Below are 20,488 nucleotides of genomic sequence, written 5' to 3'. Positions count from 1 at the left end.
GGAACGTGCAGCGCATTATGCCCGACGGCAGCAAGCGGTTTCTGCCCGGCGCCCGCATTGACGGCTGCATGTGGCGGGCCGGGTTCGCGCCCGGCAGCAAAGCCGATATCATCGCGATTGGCGAGGGCGCGGCAACCATGGCGGCGGTGCATCTTGCCACAGGCGTTGCCGTTGTCGCGGCGATGACGGCCGGCAACCTTGGCGCTGTTGCCATGGCGGTTGCCGGCTTCCAGCCGGGCGCGCGCCTTATCCTGTGCGCCGATATGGACACGGGGCCGGCGGGCAACCTTGGGCTACGTAAGGCCGATGACGCTGCGCTTGCCGTGGGCGGCTTGGTTTCACACCCGCCGCGCCCGCCAGACTGGCCTGAGAGCAAGGGCTACGATTTTGCAGACACTTGGACTTCACCGGGCGGGGGCGAGCTGATCCGCCGCGCCCTGGGCATGACGGAGCATTTCTCACATGATGCATGACACCGACACGGGCGAACTAGAACGCCCCGACAAACTCCCGTTGTTTCGCGCATTACCGCCGGGTGCAGCCTTTCCAGTTGATGCCCTTCCTGATCCGCTTGCAGGGGCGATCCGCGCCATATCCGGCAAGGTGGAATGTCCTGAGGCCATTGCCGCCGGTTCGGTTCTGGCGGTGGCGTCACTGGGGGTGCAGGGGCATGCAGATGTGCAGTTTCCGCTTGATGCAGTGGGTGTGAAGCCGACAAGCCTTTTTGTGTTGACTGTGGCGGAATCCGGTTCTCGCAAAACCAGTGCGGACCGGCTGGCGATGGCGCCCGTTGCCGCGCACGAGCGAGAAATGGCCATGGGTTATGTGGCGCTGAGCCATGAACATTCGTGCGCCCGCGCGGCTTGGGAGGCGGCAAAGCGCAAATGTCTGAGCGACAAGAAGGTTGACCAAGGAGGCATGGCGGCGCGTCTCAAGGCGTTGGGGCAGGAACCGGCGCCGCCGATGATGCCGATCCTGACGGTTGCCGATCCGACATTACAGGGCTTGGAACGCGCCTTTAAGACGGCGCCGGCCGCGCTGGGGCTGTTCTCTGACGAGGGCGGCAAGATGCTTGGCGGGTGGAGCATGCAGTCTGACAACAAGGCCAGCACGCTAGGCGGACTGAACGCCCTGTGGGATGGCGGGCCGATCAAGCGCATGCGTGCGGGCGAGGAAAGCGCAAGCCTTCACGGCCGGCGGCTGGCGCTGCACCTGATGTTTCAACCCGTGCTGGCGCCGCGTCTGCTTGCGGACCGGGAGGCGATCGATACCGGGCTGACGGCGCGCATGCTCGTGTCGGCGCCCCATGTGCCGTTCGGTCATCGGTTCGGGCGGGAGGTGACGCCAGCGGACACGGCGGCGCTGGGTCGGTTCAACGACGCAATCGCATCTCTGCTGAGCCGGCCATATGAAACCGTGGGCGGCGATCCGCGCCACCTGGCGCCCCGCAAGCTGAGTTTCGCGCCTGACGCCGCGATTGCATGGAAAGGCTATTCCCGCCGCTGCGAAGCGCGCCAAGGCGAGGGCGAAGTATGGGAGCGCATGCGCGGTTGGGGCAGCAAGGCGGCGGAGCATGCCGGCCGCATCGCGGGCGTGCTGGCGATGTTGCGGAGCGCGGAAACCCACCAGATAACGGCGGCCGATCTTGATGCCGGCATTGTGCTTGCGGAGTTTTACGCGGGCGAGATGCTGCGGTTGCAAGAGGCTGCGGCGCTAAACCCTGATCTGGTCGCGGCGGAGAAGGTTCTGGCGTTTCTGACGAGACAAAGTGCAATCGTGTTTCCCATGAGCCTGATTTACCAGAGCGGGCCGGCGTGCGTGCGTGACAAGGCCACGGCGGAGCGGGTGCTGATGTTGCTGGCGGAGCATGGCCTTGTCCGCCAGATGGACGGCGGAGCAATCATTGATGGCACGCCGCGCAAGAAGGTGTGGCGGCGCTTGTGATTAGCGCCATTCGCAGGATTAGCAGAGGCCGGTCGGTTTTCAGCGATCCGGCGACAGCAATAAACTAGGGCCGGATATTCGGCCGGCTTGGGGGGGGAAGGGCACCAGCCGGATTATTCGGCACGGTGTGCTCAGAGCATTCCGTCTGCAATTTTCAGAAACCGTAAATGGGTGATGGTGGCCTCGGTCACCTCGCGCAAGGGCGCCTAATCTTTACAGAAAATGCGAGCGCAAGGGGTCTCAACGGCTATCTCTTGCGAGGTTGGCCGTGTTGGAGGCTGCCATTGTTCGTGGGCTTCACGAAAAAGAGATGGCCGCACTATCGATAAGCTCAAGGCAGTTTTTTAAACTCGGAACTGCCGCCATGCGATAGTGTGCCCAGACGCGTGCGCTTGCTACCGCGCGATGCTCTGGGATGCCCTGGCGAACGCAGAATATGCGAGACTTGGAAACGGCCGGCGGCTTGCACGAACACAGATGCGTACAGCAGAATCAAGGAACTTCAATATCTGCACACCATCCCGCTCGCGCGCTTTCTGCGATTGTCATTCCTGATGATCGCCATAGGCAGGTTAAGCCAATCAAACACGGGAACCTCGACGGGGCGAGCAAGGCCAAGTTGCCTAATGATTTCGGAAAATCTTGGCGCGGCGCCGGCCAGCCGGTAAGCATGATGCAAACATTCACGAGGCCGCACATCAATGGAAATTCAGGCGTATCTGGCCGAAATCCGCGCGTTGCACGCAAGCGGCCAAAGCACGGAACACAGTTTCCGTCCGGCATTGTCGCGACTGTTCGAAAGCATCGACAGGAATGTGTCTGTCATCAATGAGCCAAAGCGCCTGACCGATGTCGGTGCGCCGGATTTCGTGTTCAACCGAAACGGCATTTCCATCGGCTGGGTGGAAGCGAAAGACATCGGCAAGGACATCCGAAAATTTGCCGCAAATGATTACAGCAAGGAACAAAAAGCGCGTTACACCAAGGGCCTGCCCAACCTGATCTACACCAACGGGCTGGATTTCGAATTCATCCGCAAGGGTGAAAGCACGGCCTTTGTCACCATTGCCGATCTGATCCCCACCACACCGGCGCGTCCGGAAAACTTCCCCGTCCTCGAAAGCCTGTTACGGAACTTCGTAACCGCGACACCCATCAGCATTGGCACCGCAAGGCAGTTGGCCGAGATGATGGCCGGCAAGGCGGCGATCATCAAGGACATCATGGGCCGCGCGCTGGTGGCCGATATCGCGGCCGAACGGTTGACCGATCTGACCGGCCAGTATGAGGCGTTCAAGGCCAATCTGATCCACGATATCACCGTGGCGGACTTTGCCGACATCTATGCCGAAACCATCGCTTATGGCCTGTTCGCCGCCCGCCTGCATGACACGTCGCTGGACACGTTCAGCCGCAGCGAGGCGCTGGACCTGCTGCCCAAATCAAACCCGTTCTTGCGGTCATTGTTCGGCTATATCGCCGGTGTTGATCTGGATGAGCGCATCCGCTGGGTGATCGATGAATTGTGCGACGTGTTCCGCGCCGCCGATCTGCACGCCATCCTGAAGGATTTCGGCAAGTTCACTGCCCGCAATGATCCCTTCCTGCATTTCTATGAAACCTTCCTGGCCGAATACAACCCGGCCAAGCGCAAGGCGCGCGGCGTGTGGTATACGCCAGAGCCGGTGGTGAACTTCATCGTGCGGGCGGTGGATGATGTGCTGAAAAGCGAATTCGGCCTTGCCGATGGCTTGGCGGATACCAGCAAAGTCACCATCGATTGGGATACTGGGCAAACCAACCCTAAGAGCGGCAAGCCCGTCACCATCCGCAAGGACGTGCACCGGGTGCAGATACTCGATCCTGCCACCGGCACCGGCACGTTCCTGGCGGAAGTCATCAAGCTGGTGGCGGGCCGGGTGCAGGGCATCGCGCCGGGGCACTGGTCCACCTATGTGGAGCAAGACCTGATCCCGCGTCTGCACGGCTTTGAATTGCTGATGGCCAGCTATGCGATGTGCCACATGAAACTGGACATGATCCTGACCGAACTGGGCTACAATCCATCCGGCAACCCGCCCCGGCTGGGCGTCTATCTTACCAACAGCCTGGAAGAAGGCGAACGGGTGGAACAATCGCTGTTTGGCCTGTCACTGGCCATGGCGAATGAAGCGAAGGCGGCTAGCGATATCAAGCGGCAACACCCCATCATGTGCGTGATTGGGAACCCGCCATATTCCGGCGAAAGCGCGAACAAGGGCGCGTGGATCATGGGCCTGATGGAAGCCTATAAACAGGAGCCGGGCGGCAAGCAGCGGTTGCAAGAGCGCAACCCCAAGTGGATCAATGATGACTATGTGAAGTTCATCCGCCTGGCCGAACACATGATTGCCAAGAACGGCGAGGGTGTGCTGGGTTTCATCACCAACCACGGCTACCTGGACAATCCCACCTTTCGCGGCATGCGCTGGCACCTGATGAACAGCTTTGATCGCATCCACGTGATCGATCTGCACGGCAACGCCAAGAAGAAGGAAGTGGCGCCCGATGGCAGGGCGGATACGAACGTGTTCGATATCATGCAGGGCGTGGCGATCATTATCGCGGTGAAGCGCAAGACTGATAGCCGCAAGGTCAAACCGCTGGCCGAGGTTTTCCATGGCGACCTGTGGGGCAAGCGGAGCGGCAAATATGATGCCCTATGGGCTGGAACCGCCACAAGCCTGGCGCCAGCCGCCTTGCCGCACAAGCCGCCTACCTATCCGTTCGTGGCGCGCAACTATGCGGTGGAGGAAGTTTATTCGCAGGGCTTTTCGGGCAATTATATACTTTACTTAGCAGACGCATTGCGGCATAAAGGTTCCACAGAGGAACGCCGCCATGAATATCACCGACAAAATCTTTCACGACGAAGACGCCGCCCGCGCTCACATCGAAGCGTCCCGCTGGGCTGGCGAGCCGTCATGCCCCTTTTGCGGTTCGGTTCGTGTTCGCCGCATGGAAGGCAAGACCCAGGCTGGTATGTTCCTTTGCAACGATTGCCGCGACAAGTTCACCGTTCGCACCGGCTCGGTCATGGAACGCTCGCACGTTCCGCTGCACAAGTGGTTGCTGGCCACGCACCTTATGGCCGCGTCCAAGAAGGGCATGAGCGCCAAACAAATGGAGCGCATGTTAGGCGTGACCTACAAGACGGCATGGTTCCTCTGCCACCGTATCCGCGAAGCCATGGACGGCGCGGCCCCTACCGGCCCGCTGGGCGGTCCTGACACAGTTGTGGAAGCCGATGAAACCTATGTTGGCGGCAAGGCCAAGAACCGCGCCACCCGCAAGCCTGCCCCCAAGAAGGCCGTCGTTGCCCTTGTGGAGCGCAACGGCAAGGCCCGCTCATTCCATGTTGCCAACGTCAACGCCGCCGATGTTCGCGCGCTGGTCGTCACCAACGTTGACCGCGCCTCACATTTGATGACCGACGAAAGCCCGGTTTACACCCGCATGGGGCGCGAGTTTAACGGTCATAGCGTCGTCAACCACAGCGCCAAGCAATACGTCACCACGGGCGGCTTCAAGCACAGCAACACCGCCGAAAACTTCTTCTCGATCTTCAAGCGCGGCGTCATCGGCACCTATCACCACATGAGCGAAGCGCACCTTGGCCGCTACTGCGCCGAGTTCGATCTTCGCTACAACACCCGCGAATTGACCGATGGCGAGCGCGCTGCTGCCATCCTCAAGGGCGGCGAAGGTCGCCGCCTCACCTATCGGCGGACTGACAAACTCGCCGCCTAAGCTGGCGAAAATTCCGCGACAGATTGGCACGCGCGGGAAGCGTTATCTCCCCGACTGACTCGACTCCTTGGGCGGCTTCCCGCTAGCCTTGTGCGGCTTGTGGGGGGTCGCCAGCATACGCTTTATCGCCGCCTCTCGACGGGCCGCTGTCTCCGCTTCGGAGTAGGTGTTGTCGTCAGCGCTAGACATCGGGTGTCCTTGTGAATGAATCCGCCTCCACCACCTACAGGGGTTTGCTGGTCGAAATCAAATACCGGACCGAAGCGATATCCGCCGTGCTGAATAAAGAGGTGCCTTTACGCGCCAAGATTGCCGAGGAGCTTTGCTATCTTCAACTGCGCATGATCTGCGAGCTAATTGCTATCGGCTGCCTAGTAATACACGGCTCTATGAAACCAAAGGCCGATTTATATACAACCCATAAGGCAGATTATATAATCAAAAATCTATCAAGGCTTCACCCAAAGTTTTTTCCAGTCCCACTAGAGGCCGAAGATATAATTGAAGATGGCATACCAAGTTGGGTTCACAAAACTACTGGCTTTCTTACGCAGACAGATCTTGTTAATCTATGGAACCGTCATGCGGGAGGTGCACTACATCGCGGGCACGCAAAAAACATTCTAGAAAATGACAGGCCATTAAAATTTGCCGAGATCACGGGCTGGAGGGATAAAATTATAGCCTTACTAAACAGGCATATTATTGCATCACCTGACGAACAGACTATTTGCTATTTTATTATGAATGACGGCAACAATCAGGTTCACAGCGCCCTATTTGAACAGATCGAACTACCCAGCGCCCGCTGAATACGCCATCAGCCACATTGACGACCTCGCCAATCTCGTAGTGCTTGCCGGCATTAAACGCGCCGGCCCTGTTTGTTTCTCTGCCCCCAACATCCGGGCTAAATCCTGTTGTCATCGCAGACTCGCTAACTAAAGTATATAATTGCCGCTTTTCGGTCGCTGAACTGATGCCCTTCATGACAATGGGCATGATCACAAAGCGCGATGATTTCACTATCAAATTCAGCCGAGACGAATTGTGGCAACATGTTGTAAAATTCTCGCGAGCAAAATTGGAAACAGTTCATAGTGATTTTTCACTTCCAAAAGATAGCGACTGGACAGCGAAGAACGCATTTGATGATGTGAACGCAAGCGGCCCATCAGATGCAAAGGTACGTCGCATTTTGTACGCGCCTTTTGATTATAAGTTCACTTATTATACCGGAGTGACGCGCGGGTTTCATGCCAGACCTGTTCTACAGAACATGCGTCATCTTATCGATGAGAATATTGCTCTTTCCCTCACACGAAAGATAGATATCGATTTGCCATGGTGCCATTCATTTTGCGTTGATGACATCATGATCCACCACGCAGTTTCGATGAAAGAAGGAAACTACGTCCAGGCGCTTTATCTTTATCCTGATGAGCAAAGCCTTGATCGGTCAGTGCAGGTTAACTTCGATCAAAAACTATATGCCCGCGTTCGCGCAGCGGCAGACCTGACTGGCCCATCGCCCGTACCCGATGGCACAGACACCTTCCGCTGCGCGACGGGCGACACCCGCCCCGATGAAGTGAAAGTGTTCGATTACATCTATGGCGTGCTGCACAGCCCGGCCTATCGTGAAACCTATGCCGAATTCCTGAAGATCGATTTCCCGCGCGTGCCGTTCCCGCCATCGCCAGCGGTGTTCCGCGCCATCAGCGAACAGGGGGAGGCCTTGCGCCGCCTGCACCTGATGGAGCCGGCCGCCATCGGCGACACGCCGTTCCCGTTTGAAGGAGAGGGCGATAGCGTGGTGGACAAGCCGCGCCATGAACTGGGAAAGGTGTGGATCAACCAAACACAGGGCTTTTCTGGCGTTTCGGCCACCGCCTGGAATTTCCATATCGGCGGATACCAGCCGGCACAGAAATGGCTGAAAGACCGCAAGGGCCGCGCCCTAAGCTGGGATGACGTGCGCCACTACCAGCGCATCATCAAGATTCTGGATGAAACCCACCGCATCATGCAGTTGATCGATCTGCCCCAGCCCTGATGGCGGTGCAGAATCGTTTTTGATATGTTCTGCCTTATGGGCGGATATGGATCAGGGCGATCAGGCGGGCGGCGTTTGGCAGATACCAGCCTGTATGTGGATATCGGCTGGATGCTGCGCACCGGCCACGCGCGTGATGGTGCCTTGATGACCGGCACCTTGCATTGGCAATATGGCAGCGAGCCGGCGGGTTCAGTCGCCTTCAGTGCCGATCTTACCGACCCTGAGAGCGCCAGCCTCGATTTGTGTTATGCATGCGGGCCGAAAGGCGAGGCCGTGCACCAGCGAATCCGCCTTTGCACGACAGTGCCTCATTTTGGGGGGCGACGCTGGTGGGCTATATGCCCCTATCGCGGGACCCGGGCGCTAAAACTATACCTACCCGCCGGTGCTGATTGCTTCGCCTCTGCGGGCGCTTTGCGGCTGGCGTGGCGATCGCAGCGCATCCCGGGCGCCGATCGGCCATTTGAAGCGATGTTTCGACTGCAATCCAGGCTGGGGGGCGAGACTGGGTTCGGTGCCTTGCTTCCCCGGAAACCCAAGGGGATGTGGCGCTGCACCTATGAACGCCACTGGAAGCGGTATGAAGCGCTTGACGATGTGTGTAGCGCCACGATGGATGCGATTATGCGGCGCCTGTAGGTCATGCGCGCGAATGTCATTGCCGAGAGGCGTGATCTGCTCCCTGACCCATCAAGCCGAGGGTAAATTTGGGGAACGATTTGGGGAGCAGAAAAATTCGTCCGCTAAAACCGCTTATGTTTCAAGCGATTGATTAACCACGCTGGCTCCCCGGGTAGGATTCGAACCTACGACCATTCGATTAACAGTCGAATGCTCTACCGCTGAGCTACCGAGGAACAGCGTGGAGGCGCGGCTATAGCGGCGCGTTTGCGGGCCGGCAAGGGCTTTTCAAGTCGCAAACTGCTAATCCCTTTAGGTCGCAAACTGCTCCAGGCTGATCCGGTCATCAAGCGCATAGCCGGGGTCGAACATCAGCTCCAGGCGCACGCTCTTGTCGGTCCTGACCTTGACGTTGGCGACGTTGCGCACTTCGTGCTGGTCGGCCACTGCCGATACCGGGCGCTTGCGGGCCTCGCGCACTTGAAACTCGATCACGGATTCGGCTGGTAGCAGCGCGCCGCGCCAGCGCCGGGGCCGGAACGGACTGATCGGCGTCAACGCCAGCAGATCGGCCTGCAACGGCAATATCGGCCCGTTGGCGGACAGGTTGTAAGCGGTCGATCCCGCCGGCGTCGCCACCAGCACCCCGTCGCAGATCAACTCTTCCATCCGCAGCTTGCCATCGATGACGATGCCGATCTTGGCCGTCTGGCGGGTCTCGCGCAGCAGCGACACCTCGTTTATCGCCGGCCAGGTCACGGTGTCGCCATCGAATGTCTCGGCGGTCATCTGCAACGGGTGCAGCGTGAACGTGCGCGCCGCCGCCACCCGCGCCGCCAGGCCCTAGGCCTTGAAGTCATTCATCATGAAGCCGACGGTGCCTCGGTTCATGCCGAACATCGGCTTGGGTTCCTTGAGCAACATGGCCTCGTGCAGGCACTGCAGCAGGAAACCATCGCCGCCCAGCGCCACCACGACATCGGCTTCGCGCACCGGCACAAAGGCATATTGATCGCGCAGCAGTTGCCCTGCGGCCTTGGCGACATGGCTGTCCGACACGAGCAGCGCCAATTTCATCTTTTTGTCCTTCATGGCCGGCTCAACCGCCCGTCACGCTCATGTGGCGCGCAACGGCCGGTGCCGCGCCGCGCCGTGCGATGACAAAGTCATGGCCCTTGGGCTTGCGGCTTATCGCTTCGTCCAGCGCCCGGTCGAGCGCGGTATCATCGCCCGTCGCCCGGATGACGGCGCGCAGGTCGGCGCTGTCGTCCTGGCCCAGGCACATATACAACTGCCCCGTCGCCGTCAGCCGCACGCGGTTGCAGCTTTCGCAGAAATTATGCGTCAGCGGCGTGATGAAACCCAGGGTCTGGCCGGTTTCGGCAATGCGCACATAACGCGCCGGGCCGCCGGTGCGCACGGCGATGTCCTGCAAGGTGAAACGCCGGGCCAGCCGTTCCCGCACGCGCGACAGCGGCAGATACTGGTCCATGCGGTCGCCGTCGATCTCGCCCAGCGGCATGGTTTCGATCAGCGTCAGGTCATGGCCATTGTCGGCTGCAAAGGCCAGCATTGCCTCGATCTCGTCCTCGTTGACCCCGGCCAGCGCCACCATGTTGAGCTTGACCCTGATGCCCGCTGCCGTGGCCGCCCTGATACCGTCCAGCACCTGTGGCAGCCGGCCCCAGCGCGTGATGGCGGCAAACCGGTCGGCGTCCAGCGTATCGAGGCTGACGTTGATGCGCCGCACCCCGGCAGCAAACAGCGGCTCGGCAAACCGGTCGAGCTGCGAGCCGTTGCTGGTCAGCGTCAATTCGTCCAGCGCGCCGGTTTTCAGATGCCGGCCCAGCGACGCGACCAGATCCAATATGCCGCGCCGGACCAACGGCTCGCCGCCGGTCAGCCGCAGCCGCCGCGTACCGCGCCGCACGAACGCCGTCGCCAGCCGGTCGATCTCCTCAAGGCTGAGCACTTCGGACTTGGGCAGGAATGTCATGTGTTCGGACATGCAATACACGCAGCGAAAATCGCAGCGGTCGGTCACCGACACGCGCAAATAGCTTATCGGCCGTCCAAAGGGGTCGATAAGCGGTGCGCCGGCAGGCGGCACGGATTGGTGGTCGGCGTGGTGCATGGTCGTCCCAAGAGTGGGGGCGGGGCGAGCCCAAGTCCAGCCCCCAGACGCGTTGACGGCGCCGCCCGGCCTCAGTGTGCGCCAAAAAGCCCCGCTGTGCGTGCTGACAGCGCTGCAATCTGTGTTTAAGGATGACAGATCGGTGCTGCCCGGCACCGAAGTTCTAAGGGCCATGATGACACGCGCCACCAACGAACCTGTGCTGATCATTTCGACGCGATATGCGGACGATGTTGCCAGGATGGTGACGGAGGCCTCCATGGGGCCGCGCATCGAACGACGGGCCGATGCCGCAGCGGAACGATTCCAGTCCGAACCCGTCCGCATGGTGGTGGTCGATTGCCGCGGCGCGCTTGAGCTTGGTCTTGGCGTGGCCAAGTCGCTTGGCCCGGCGGTCGAGGAGCGCTGCGGCGCCATGCTCGTGATGCTGTCGCGCACGGATGGCGAATCAGTTGCAGCGGCGCGTGAAGCAGGCGCAACAGGCGTGCTGGTGTCACCCTTTGGCGGCGAGGCCTTTGCCAATGCACTGGCGCTGGCCGTGCGCCATGCCGACCGGCTCGAAAATGCCGCGAGCCAGGGTGACCGCGACATTCTCATTACCGACCGGCTGACCGGTCTGGCGACGGGCAAACAGCTCAATGAATGGGTGTCCCGCCAGCTTGCAAAGGGCCGGTCGGGCGTATTCGTCGTGGCCATCGGTGTAGGCCGCTTTGCCCAGATCAATGCTGCATATGGCCGTGATGTCGGTGACCGCCTGCTGGGGGCCTTGGCGATGCGCATGTCGCACATCGTCGATGCCCGCCACGAAGGTGTCGACGCCTGTCTGCTGGCGCGGCTCGCGGCGGCAGAATTCGGCTTTGCGCTGGCCGGCGATGTCAGCCGCGATGATGCGGAAGCCCTTGCGCGGCAGCTTGTCGAGGGCTTTTCGCGGCCCTTTGCCATTGATGACCGGTTGATCCATCTGTCCGGACGCGCCGGGCTGGCGTCTGCCGAGGCGTTGCCGGGCAGCGATGCCATGGGGCTTGTCCACCGCGCCGGGGTCGCACTTGCCAATGCGCGCGGCCGTGAAGCCGGCGCCGTCGCATGGTTCGAAACCAGCCCTGGCGGCGATCCGCTGACCCGGCTGGCCGATCTGGAATCCGATCTGCACAGCGCCATGGTCAAGGGCGGCATCACCTTGATGTTCCAGCCGCAGCTTTCTGTGCCGGGCGGCAGCATCATGGGCGCCGAGGCTTTGGTGCGCTGGGAGCATCCCGAATTCGGGCAATTGTCCGCCACCACTTTGCTGGCAACCGCGGCGTCTGCTGAACTGGCGCTGGAACTTGGCCGCTACATCCGCGCCCAGGCCATAGCGACCGCGGCCAACTGGACCGGCCCCGAAGCCAGACTCAAGCTGTCCCTGAATGTCACCGCCGCCGATCTCGCCGATCCGCTGTTCATCGAAACGCTGGCGGCCAACCTTGCGCAGGCAGGCTTCGCGCCGAACCGGCTTGTGCTGGAAGTCACAGAAGATGCGCTGATCGAGGATATGGAGGCCGCCGCTGCGCTGCTCGATGTGCTGCGCCGCGACGGTGTGCAGGTGGCACTGGACGATTTCGGCACCGGCTACTCCTCGTTGGCCCGGCTCGCCAAGCTGCCGGTCGATATCCTCAAGCTCGACCGCAGCCTGACACTGTGCCTGAGCGGCACCGAACGCGAACGCATATTGGTCGAGGCCGTGGTGGCGGCCGGGCGCCGGCTTGGATTGTCGGTTATCGCCGAAGGGGTGGAGGACGCGGTGCAGCTTGCCGCCGCCCGCGCCGCCGGCTGTGACGGCGTGCAGGGCTTTTGCGTCGCGCCGCCGCTCGACGCAGCCGGCCTGCGGGCCTTTTGCCGCACCCGGCAGATGCATCTGCCGGCAATGGGTGGCTGACCACGAGTCAGCCGTCCACTGCCGGTCTGGCAGATCAACCCCGCATTTTCGACCTGAACACCGAAGGGCGTATCGGCACCTTCGGGGGGGGCTTTGACGGCGTCGCCGTCTTGGGTGGCAGAGGCTTGCCCTTTGCCTCCGGAGCAGCCTTTCCGGGACCGACAGCAGCGCCGCCGGCAATCTTTGCCAGCGATGACGCCAGCGCCAGCGCACCCTTCAATCGCACCTGGTCGCCGGCCCATTCGGCAGCCACGAACAGCTTGTTGTCGGGCCGAATCTTTGCCCGTGCCCCCAGCCGGTCGATGTAGGCGAACAGGCCTTCGGGGTTGGCAAAACTGTCGCCCTGGAACGTCACAAGCCCGCCCTTTGGCCCGGCCTCCAACTTGGCGATGCCGGCACCCAGACAGGCCAGCTTGATCTCGATGATCGCCAGCAGGTTGGCAGCCTCGATGGGCAGCTTGCCGAACCGGTCGATCATCTCGGCGGCAAAACCATCGATGTCGGGGCGGCTCGTCATCTCGTTCAACCGGCGATACAGCGCCATGCGGACATTGAGGTCGGGGACATAATCCTCGGGGATGAGGATCGGTACTTCGGCGGTGATCTGCGGGCTGAAGGCCTCCTCCGGTGGCTTGACACCGCGCGCATGGGCCTGCGCCTCCAGGATCGCATCTTCCAGCATCGACTGGTAAAGTTCGAACCCGATCTCCTTGATATGGCCCGATTGCTCGTCGCCAAGCAGGTTGCCGGCGCCGCGCTGGTCAAGATCGTGGCTGGCAAGCTGGAACCCGGCACCCAGTGTATCAAGCTGGCTCAGCACCTGCAGGCGTTTTTGGGCGGTTTCCGACACCACCTGCCCGGCCGGCGTCGTCAGATAGGCATAGGCGCGGGTCTTGGCACGGCCGACGCGGCCGCGGATCTGATACAATTGCGCCAGGCCGAAACGGTCGGCGCGGTGGACGATCAGCGTGTTGGCCGATGGAATGTCCAGCCCGCTTTCGATGATGGTCGTGGACAGCAGCACGTCATGGCGCTTGTCATAAAACGCGCTCATGCGTTCCTCGACTTCGGACGGCGCCATCTGGCCGTGCGCGGTAATCGGCTTGATCTCCGGCACTTCGCGGCGGATGAATTCCTCGATATCGGCCAGGTCGGCGATGCGCGGCACCACGAAGAAACTCTGCCCGCCGCGATAATGTTCACGCAGCAAGGCCTCGCGCAGCACGACCTCGTCGAACGGCATGACATAGGTGCGCACCGCCAGGCGGTCGACCGGCGGCGTCGCGATGATCGACATTTCGCGCAGGCCCGTCAGCGCCATCTGCAAGGTGCGCGGAATCGGTGTCGCCGTCAGCGTCAGCACATGGACATCGGCCTTCAGCGCCTTCAGCCGCTCCTTGTGGACCACGCCGAACCGCTGTTCCTCGTCGATGACCACCAGCCCAAGCCGCTTGAACTCCACTGACTTGGCCAGAATGGCATGGGTGCCGACGACGATATCGACCGTGCCGTCCTCGATGCCTTCGCGCGCCAGCTTGGCGTCGGCGGCGCTGACCAGCCGCGACAGATGGCGCACGCGGATCGGCATGCCGGCAAAACGTTCCTGAAAGCCGGCAAAATGCTGCCGCGCCAGCAGCGTTGTCGGGCAAACGATGGCGACCTGCATACCCGACATGGCGGCGGCAAACGCGGCGCGCAATGCCACTTCGGTCTTGCCGAACCCGACATCGCCGCACACCAGCCGGTCCATGGGCTTGCCGCTGGACAGATCCTCCAGCACATCGGCAATGGCGCGCAACTGGTCATCGGTTTCGGCATAAGGAAAGCGATCGACAAAGGCAGCATAGTCATGCGGATCGACCACTGCCGGCTCGCCCTGGCGCAGCGCGCGTTCGGCGGCAGTCTTGAGCAATTCGCCGGCAATCTCGCGGATGCGCTGCTTCATCCGCGCCTTGCGGGTGCTCCACGCCACGCCGCCCAGCTTGTCGAGGCCGACGCCGTCACTGTCGCTGCCATAGCGCGACAGCACATCGAGGTTCTCGACCGGCACATACAGCTTGTCGCCGCCGTCATAGCTGAGCATCACGCAGTCATGCGGCCGCCGGGCGATTTCGATGGCGACCAGGCCATCATAGCGCCCGATGCCATGGTCGCGGTGGACGATCAGGTCGCCGGGGCTGAGCGCCGCCAGCTCGGACATGAAGGCATCGGCCTTGCGGGCGCTGCGTTTCTTGCGGACCAGCCGGTCGCCGAGCATGTCCTGCTCGGTCAGCACCAATATGGCCGATTTCGCCTCGATGCGGGTAAAGCCATGCTCAAGCGGCACCACGGTCAACGCGATGCTGCCGCGCGCCGCCACGCCCAGCGCCTCCTGCCAGCTGTCGGCCAGCCCCAGCCTGTCGACGCCTTCGTCCACCAGCAGCCCCATCAGGCGCTCGCGGGCGCCGTGGGAATAGCTGGCAAGGATGACCCGGTCGCCGGCACTGCGCCGCCCTTCGATATGGGCGCGGATTGCGGTGTAGACGGGCGGGCCGTTGTTGGCCTGTGCGACGCGTTCGGGCGCGAAATCCCGGGCTGGCACGGCATCGCAGTCGATGGCGGCCAGTGTGCCATCGGCAACGCTGTGCAGTGAAGCGACGTGCACGCTGCGGCTGGCCAGCAGCCCGGCCCATTCCGCGCGGTCCAGATACAGCGCATCGGCGGGCAGCGGGCGGTAACTGCCCTTTTTCTGGCTGAGCGCGGCGGTGCGGTTGTCGTGATAATCGGCAATGGCGTCGAACCGGTCGGACGCGGCCAGATCGGCACCGCTATCGCGCACGATGACATCATCGGCGCCCAGCCAGTCGAACATGGTGGTCAATTCCGGCTCGAACAACGGCAGCCAATGCTCCATGCCCGCCAGCCGCCGCCCGTCGCTGACCGCCTCGTACACCGGATCGGCCGTGGCGACGCTGCCGAACATCGACAGATAGCCGGCGCGAAACGCCTTGATGCGCGCCTCGTCGATCAGCACTTCGCTGACCGGCAACAGCGTGAAGCCATCGGCGCTGCCCAGGCTGCGCTGCGTGGCGGGGTCAAAGCGCCGCAGCGTTTCCACCTCGTCGCCAAAGAAATCGAGCCGCAGCCCGGCGTCGGCACCCGCCGGCATCAGGTCGAGCAAGCTGCCGCGCAAGGCATATTCGCCCGGCTCCACCACCGTATCGGCGCGGACATAGCCGTTGGACGCCAGCTTGGCCGCCAGTTGGTCGCGGTCGATGCGCGTGCCGGGGCGGATGATGGCCGTCAGCGCGGCGATGCGGGCGGCCGGCAATGTGCGCTGCGTCATGGCGTTGACAGTCGTCACCAGCAATTGCGCGCCGGTAGGTGCCTCGCCCAGCGCCGCCAACGCCGCCAGCCGTTCGGCGGCCACCCGCAGCGACGGCGAGGCACGGTCATAGGGCAGGCAGTCCCAGGCCGGCAGCATGATGACCGACAGTTCGGGCGCAAAAAACTGCGCCGCATCTGCAAGGGAGCGGGCCTGTGCCTCGTCGGCGGCGATGAACACGGCGCGGCCCTTGGCGGCCCGCGCGGCATCGGCCATCAACCATGGCAGAAAGCCGCCGGCGCAGCGCGCCAGCGTCAACGGCCGCCGTGCGGTGACAAAGTTCCTCAGGTCAATCAAGAAACGTCCTCAACGCATTGCAATGGCGACATAGTCCAGCCGCAACAGCGCATCCATCTGCGCGCCGCAAAATGCGTCTGGCGGCACGGCCGTGCCCAACGCCCAGGCCATGACATCGACATCCTGTTCTTCAAGGATGGCTTCGAACCAGGTCATTTCGGCGTCGGTCCAGCCGGCGGCATAACGGTCGCAGAACCCGCCGATCAGCAGGTCGGCCTCCTTGGTGCCGCGATGCCAGGCACGAAATTTCATGCGGCGCAGGCGATGATCTATGTCCATGAACGGCTCCGCCCCAAAAAATGCCAATTGCCGCCCGGCCATTTCAAAGCGGCCGCGCGGTGCTATGACCCTTCATTAGACATGCGCCCCGCCATCCTCAACCCGCTGTTCGCCGAACTGGCCGCCCTCAAGGGGGTGGGCGCTGCCCAACTGCGGCAATTGGCGCGGCTGAAACTGGCGCGCGTCATCGATCTGGCCTTTCATTTGCCGACCATGGCCATCGAACGGCAGATGGTCGATGTGCTGGACGTGTCGCTGGTGGGCCGGCCCGTCATCGTCACGCTCACACCGGTGCGCCACAATCGCGGCGGGCCACGTTCACCGCTCAGGGTCGCGGCGGTCGATTCGGGCGGGCAATGGGTCGATCTGGTGTTCTTCGGGCAAAGCGCCACCTGGGCACAGACCAAATTGCCGCTCGGCCAGCCGCGCCGCATCACCGGCAAGCTCGATTCCTATGGCCAGACGTTGCAGATCAGCCACCCCGAGGTCACCAGCCCCGAAGATCCGGCGCCGGGCCTGACGCGCGAATCGGTGTATCCGCTGACCGAAGGCATCACCAACCGGCGCATGGCGCAGCTGGTCGGACAGGCACTGGAACGCGTGCCGGCGCTGGCGGAATGGATCGAACCATCGGTGCTGGCACGCCACGACTGGCCGGGCTGGCAGGACGCGCTGATGGCGGCGCACCGGCTTGAGGGCGGCCGCGACCGGCTGGCCTATGACGAACTGCTGGCCAATCAACTGGCACTGCTGCTGGTGCGCCGCGACACACGGGCACGGCGCGGGCGGGCGCTGGTCGGCACTGGTACCTTGACGACGCCGCTGCTTGCCAGCCTGCCTTGGGCACTGACCGGTGCCCAGAGCCGCGTTATCGCCGAAATCACCGGCGACATGGCGCAGGCCTCGCCGATGCTGCGGCTGCTGCAAGGTGATGTCGGCTCGGGCAAGACCATGGTCGCGCTGCAGGCGATGCTGACCGCCGTGGAGGCTGGCACGCAGGCGGCGCTGCTGGCACCCACCGAAATCCTCGCGCGCCAGCATTTTGCCACGCTTTCGAAACTGGCCGCGCACCTGCCGATCCGCATCGCCATCCTGACGGGGCGCGACAAGGGCAAGGTGCGCGCCGACCGGCTGGACGACCTTGCGATGGGCCGCATCGACATATTGATCGGCACGCACGCCATATTCCAGGAAGGCGTCGATTATCAGGATCTTGGCCTGATCGTTGTCGATGAACAGCACCGGTTTGGCGTCGCACAACGCTTGCTGTTGGCGGAAAAGGGCAATGTGCCGCCGCATGTGCTGGCGATGACGGCCACGCCGATCCCGCGCAGCCTGGCGCTGACGCGGTTCGGCGAAATGGACGCAAGCCAGATCGACGAACTGCCACCGGGGCGCGAACCCATCGAAACCCGCGTCACCGCTGCCGACCGCCTGCCCGAAGTGGTCGCGGCGCTGGCCCGGCACATGGCCGGCGGCGGACAGGCCTATTGGGTCTGCCCGCTCGTTGAAGGCACCGAGGACGGCGATGAAGCCGCCGCGCAGCAGCGCGCCGCGTTCTTGAAGGGTGCCATCGGGGACAGTATCGGACTTGTCCATGGCCGCATGAAGCCTGCCGAAAAGGACGCCGTCATGGCCGATTTTTCCGCCGGCAAACTCAAGCTGCTGGTCGCCACCACCGTCATCGAGGTTGGCGTCGATGTGCCGAACGCCACGTTGATGATCATCGAGGCCGCGCAGCGGTTTGGCCTGGCCCAGTTGCACCAGCTGCGGGGCCGTGTCGGGCGCGGGCCGGGGCGGTCGGTGTGCCTGTTGCTGCGCGGCGAGACGCTGTCGGAAACGGCGCGGTCGCGGCTGAAGCTGATGCGCGAGACCAACGACGGTTTCCGGATCGCCGAGGAGGATCTGCGCCTGCGCGGTGCCGGCGAAATCCTGGGTGTGCGCCAATCCGGCGAGGCGGCGTTCCGCTTTGCCGACCCGCAACGAGTGCAGGCGCTTGTCGGCACGGCGCGCGACGATGCCCGGCTGCTGCTCGACCGCGATGGCGGGCTTGAGGGCCCGCGCGGGCAGGCGGCGCGCGTGCTGCTGTATCTGTTCGAACGCGATACCGGTGTGCAACTGCTGCGGTCCGGATAGATTTGACACCGCGCCGCGTGTATCGGTCACGTCATGCTCAGCGCCGCCGATACCCAGAACTTGCAACAGGCGCTCAGGCACCTTCAGCAGGGCCAGACTGCGGCTGCGCAGGCCTGTCTGGCGCAGCTGCCGCTGGCCGCGCGGCCTCACCCCGATGTCCAGTATCTGAGCGCGATTGCCGCCGAACAATCCGCCCGCACCGACGATGCCTTGCGCCACTACGCCGCCGCCACCCGCGCCGCGCCGGGCAATGCCGGTATCTGGAACAGCTATGGCGCGCTGCTGGGCCGCATGGGGCAGGGCGATGCCGCGCTCGGCGCCTGGCAAAAGGCTGTCGCGGCTGTGCCCGGGCATCTCGAATCCTGGATCAACATCGCCATTGCGGCGCTTGACCGCGCCGACTGGCCGCTGGCCACACAGGCGCTCGGCACGGCGCGCGCGCTGGCGCCGGCTGACCCGCGCGTCGCGTCCGTGGCCGGGTCGGTGGCACAGGCGCAGGGCGATGCCGCCGCTGCTGTTGCGGCGTTTTCGGCGGCGATTGCGGCGCGGCCCGGCGACCTGCCGTCCCGCCACAACCGCGCTTCGGCGCTGCGTGTCCTGGGCCGCGCGAACGAGGCGCTGGCCGATCTCGATGCCGCCATCGCTGCCGGGTTGCGCGCGCCGGAAACGCTGCTGACACGCGGGCATGTGCTGGCGGATCTGGGCCGCTTCGACGAGGCCGTGGCGCAATATCGCGCGCTGGCGGCGGCACAGCCGGATTTTGAACCCGTCCAGACGGCGCTGACCGAATTGCTGCCCCAGATCGGCCGCAAGGCCGAAGCGCTGGATGGTTACCGCGCCGCGCTGCAAAATCCGGCGCCGCCCGAGCGCTTCCTGGCCGGCATCGCGGCGGCACGCGGCGTGGGCGATACCGATGCCATGCGCGCCTTCATCGCCGCCGCGCATCGCCAGCATGGAGCAGAGGTGCGCTGGGAACTGGGCCTCATCAGCGCCGATATCACCAGCGGCGCGCATGACGCCGCCCTTGCCGGCGCGCAGGCGCTGGCCCAAAGGCGCCCCGATTTGGGCGCAGCGCAAAATGTCCTGGCCTGGACGCTGTTGCGCAGCGGTGACCCGGCGGCGGCGCAGGCGCCGGCGCTGGCTGCCACCCGGCTGATGGGCGACAGCCAGTCGCCATGGTCGCTGCTGACGCTGATTTGGCGGCTGCTGGGTGACCCGCGCGAACACTGGCTGATCGATTACGAACGATTGATCATGGTGGCCGACCTGCCAGTGCCGCCGGGCTGGGCCACGCTGCCGGCGTTTCTGGGCGATCTGGCGGCGGTGCTGGCGGCCAAGCACAACACGTTTGCGGCGCCGGCCGACCAGACATTGCGGGGCGGCACGCAAACGCGCGGCACGCTGTTCGACAGCGCCGAGCCGGTGATCCGCGCGCTGCGCGATGCGGCGATGCTGGCGGTGCGGGACTGTCTGTCGGCGCTGGCGCCAGAGCAGATGTCAAAGCCGGGGCATCCGTTCCTCGGCCGCTTGTCGCCGGACCTGCGGTTCAGCGGCAGCTGGTCGGTGCGGCTGAAATCACAGGGTTTTCACGTCAGCCACATGCACCCGCAGGGCTGGCTCAGCTCGGCATTCTATGTGGCGTTGCCGCCGGAGGTGGGAGCAACCGATGCCGGCGCGCTGCAATTCGGCGTGCCCGAGGCGGCGCTGGGGCTGGATCTGGCGCCGCGCCGGATCGTGCGGCCGGCGCCGGGCCGGCTGGTGATTTTTCCAAGCTACGCCTGGCATGGCACGCTGCCGTTCGAGAGTGATGCGGCGCGGTTGACGGCGGCGTTTGATGTGGTGCCGGGGTAGGGGGGTATGTGGGCGAAGAGGCGAGCGCAGGGGGACGCGGCAAAGCCGCGTCCTGACGTCGAACGAGTTCGAGCGGCTCAAGGCCGCCCGCCTCGCCGGCCG

At 63.5% G+C, this 20,488-nt stretch carries 12 protein-coding genes, 1 tRNA gene and 2 pseudogenes; 10 read left to right on the top strand and 5 right to left on the bottom strand.

From position 1 onward, the window contains the following. From RMQ73_RS11935 to RMQ73_RS11905, 7 genes and pseudogenes are all read left to right on the top strand, one after another. The coding region (locus RMQ73_RS11935) for a toprim domain-containing protein (RefSeq protein ID WP_310498474.1) at nt 1-473 on the top strand (473 nt) is incomplete at its 5' end. Beyond that, a complete protein-coding gene (locus RMQ73_RS11930; RefSeq protein WP_310498473.1) occupies nt 463-1,944 on the top strand; it encodes a YfjI family protein in 1,482 nt (493 codons plus the stop codon). The genes RMQ73_RS11935 and RMQ73_RS11930, both read left to right, overlap by 11 nt. Before the next feature lie 701 nt (nt 1,945-2,645). Further along, nucleotides 2,646-4,451, top strand: a pseudogene (locus RMQ73_RS14300) (N-6 DNA methylase); the annotation flags it as partial. A 373-nt stretch (nt 4,452-4,824) separates the two neighbouring features. Beyond that, nucleotides 4,825-5,733, top strand: a complete 909-nt coding sequence (locus RMQ73_RS11920) for an IS1595 family transposase (RefSeq protein ID WP_310498472.1) — start codon at nt 4,825-4,827, stop codon at nt 5,731-5,733. 200 nt (nt 5,734-5,933) lie between these two features. Beyond that, nucleotides 5,934-6,545: a hypothetical protein gene (locus RMQ73_RS11915; RefSeq protein ID WP_310498471.1), complete on the top strand. Its 612-nt coding sequence runs from the start codon at nt 5,934-5,936 to the stop codon at nt 6,543-6,545. 44 nt (nt 6,546-6,589) lie between these two features. Further along, on the top strand, nt 6,590-7,789 hold the full coding sequence (locus RMQ73_RS11910; protein WP_310498470.1) for a type ISP restriction/modification enzyme: 1,200 nt from the start codon (nt 6,590-6,592) through the stop codon (nt 7,787-7,789). Between the two features lie 75 nt (nt 7,790-7,864). Next, on the top strand, nt 7,865-8,431 hold the full coding sequence (locus RMQ73_RS11905) for a hypothetical protein (RefSeq protein ID WP_310498469.1): 567 nt from the start codon (nt 7,865-7,867) through the stop codon (nt 8,429-8,431). A gap of 143 nt (nt 8,432-8,574) precedes the next feature. On the opposite strand, the gene RMQ73_RS11900 is transcribed toward RMQ73_RS11905, so the two are convergent. The 3 genes and pseudogenes from RMQ73_RS11900 to moaA all read right to left on the bottom strand — a co-directional run bounded on the left by RMQ73_RS11900 (nt 8,575) and on the right by moaA (nt 10,547). Continuing rightward, a tRNA-Asn gene (locus RMQ73_RS11900) sits at nt 8,575-8,649 on the bottom strand. A 76-nt stretch (nt 8,650-8,725) separates the two neighbouring features. Then, nucleotides 8,726-9,505: pseudogene (locus RMQ73_RS11895) on the bottom strand (NAD kinase). A gap of 7 nt (nt 9,506-9,512) precedes the next feature. Further along, nucleotides 9,513-10,547, bottom strand: a complete 1,035-nt coding sequence (gene moaA, locus RMQ73_RS11890; RefSeq protein WP_310498468.1) for a GTP 3',8-cyclase MoaA — start codon at nt 10,545-10,547, stop codon at nt 9,513-9,515. Between the two features lie 172 nt (nt 10,548-10,719). On the opposite strand from moaA, the gene RMQ73_RS11885 reads away from it, so the two are divergent. Beyond that, nucleotides 10,720-12,459, top strand: coding sequence for a GGDEF domain-containing phosphodiesterase (locus RMQ73_RS11885; protein ID WP_310498467.1), 1,740 nt, complete (start codon nt 10,720-10,722; stop codon nt 12,457-12,459). A gap of 34 nt (nt 12,460-12,493) precedes the next feature. On the opposite strand, the gene mfd is transcribed toward RMQ73_RS11885, so the two are convergent. Both mfd and RMQ73_RS11875 read right to left on the bottom strand, forming a co-directional pair. Further along, the gene (gene mfd / locus RMQ73_RS11880) at nt 12,494-16,120 is read right to left on the bottom strand and encodes a transcription-repair coupling factor (protein ID WP_310498466.1); all 3,627 of its coding nucleotides are present in this window, start codon (nt 16,118-16,120) and stop codon (nt 12,494-12,496) included. 9 nt (nt 16,121-16,129) lie between these two features. Then, a complete protein-coding gene (locus tag RMQ73_RS11875; RefSeq protein WP_310498464.1) occupies nt 16,130-16,399 on the bottom strand; it encodes a succinate dehydrogenase assembly factor 2 in 270 nt (89 codons plus the stop codon). An 81-nt stretch (nt 16,400-16,480) separates the two neighbouring features. Between RMQ73_RS11875 and recG the strand changes: the two genes are divergently transcribed. Together recG and RMQ73_RS11865 are read left to right on the top strand one after the other, a co-directional pair. Continuing rightward, nucleotides 16,481-18,535 carry an ATP-dependent DNA helicase RecG gene (gene recG, locus RMQ73_RS11870; protein ID WP_310498463.1) on the top strand — a complete coding sequence of 685 codons (2,055 nt, stop codon included), beginning with the start codon at nt 16,481-16,483 and terminating at the stop codon, nt 18,533-18,535. Nucleotides 18,536-18,568: 33 nt separating this feature from the next. Beyond that, a complete protein-coding gene (locus RMQ73_RS11865) occupies nt 18,569-20,386 on the top strand; it encodes a putative 2OG-Fe(II) oxygenase (RefSeq protein WP_310498461.1) in 1,818 nt (605 codons plus the stop codon). The last annotated feature ends 102 nt before the right edge of the window (nt 20,387-20,488 follow it).

This window comes from Sandarakinorhabdus sp. (assembly GCF_031430775.1).
In the GTDB taxonomy this organism is placed as follows: Bacteria; Pseudomonadota; Alphaproteobacteria; order Sphingomonadales; family Sphingomonadaceae; genus Sandarakinorhabdus.
Note: the sequence above shows the minus strand (reverse complement) of the source record. Positions and strands in the feature narration are given on the sequence as shown.

Coding starts and splice junctions, on each gene's coding strand:
- RMQ73_RS11930 (WP_310498473.1), top strand. CDS start 463: ATGATGCATGACACCGACACGGGCGAACTAGAACGCCCCGACAAACTC.
- RMQ73_RS11920 (WP_310498472.1), top strand. CDS start 4,825: ATGAATATCACCGACAAAATCTTTCACGACGAAGACGCCGCCCGCGCT.
- moaA (WP_310498468.1), bottom strand. CDS start 10,547: ATGCACCACGCCGACCACCAATCCGTGCCGCCTGCCGGCGCACCGCTT.
- RMQ73_RS11885 (WP_310498467.1), top strand. CDS start 10,720: ATGATGACACGCGCCACCAACGAACCTGTGCTGATCATTTCGACGCGA.
- RMQ73_RS11875 (WP_310498464.1), bottom strand. CDS start 16,399: ATGGACATAGATCATCGCCTGCGCCGCATGAAATTTCGTGCCTGGCAT.
- recG (WP_310498463.1), top strand. CDS start 16,481: ATGCGCCCCGCCATCCTCAACCCGCTGTTCGCCGAACTGGCCGCCCTC.
- RMQ73_RS11865 (WP_310498461.1), top strand. CDS start 18,569: ATGCTCAGCGCCGCCGATACCCAGAACTTGCAACAGGCGCTCAGGCAC.